Here is a 737-nt window from a genome sequence, read left to right as displayed (position 1 = left end):
TCATGATCGTTTCATAGCCATCTTCACGCATTGCAAGCGCAGCGTGTACACAACAGTAATCAAACTCAATACCTTGACCAATACGGTTAGGACCACCGCCAATAACAACAATTTTCTCGCGATCAGACGTTTGCGCTTCACACTCTTCTTCATAACTTGAGTACATATACGCTGTGGCAGTCGAGAACTCAGCAGCACAGGTATCAACGCGCTTGTAAACTGGACGGATACCGAAGTCTTGACGAATATTACGAACTTCTTTTTCACTCAAGTCCAACAATGATGCCAAACGGTGATCAGAGAAACCTTTGCGTTTCAATCGACGCACTGCTTCCGAAGTAAGATCAGAGCGAATCATATTTGAAACAACTTGCTCTTCTTCAATGATGTCTTCGATTTGAACCAAGAACCAAGGATCGATACCAGTTAGACCATAAATCTCATCGATGCTCATACCTGCACGGAATGCATCACCCAAATACCAGATACGCTCTGCGCTTGGCGTGCTTAATTCACCACGCAAGGTATCCATTGCATTATCCGAGGCGATATCAAGAATCGGCTCAAATCCATAAGAGCCAACTTCTAAACCACGAATAGCTTTCTGGAATGACTCTTGGAAAGTACGTCCGATCGACATCACCTCACCGACCGACTTCATCTGAGTCGTCAATGTCGCATCCGCTTGTGGGAATTTTTCAAAAGTGAAACGAGGGATCTTCGTTACTACGTAGTCA

Annotated in this window: 1 pseudogene; it reads right to left on the bottom strand. The window is 44.6% G+C overall.

Annotated elements, in window-relative coordinates:
* Positions 1 to 737 (bottom strand): annotated as a pseudogene (gene carB / locus A3739_RS25140) (carbamoyl phosphate synthase large subunit); the annotation flags it as partial.

This window comes from Oleiphilus sp. HI0067, assembly GCF_001635735.1.
Note: the sequence above shows the minus strand (reverse complement) of the source record. Positions and strands in the feature narration are given on the sequence as shown.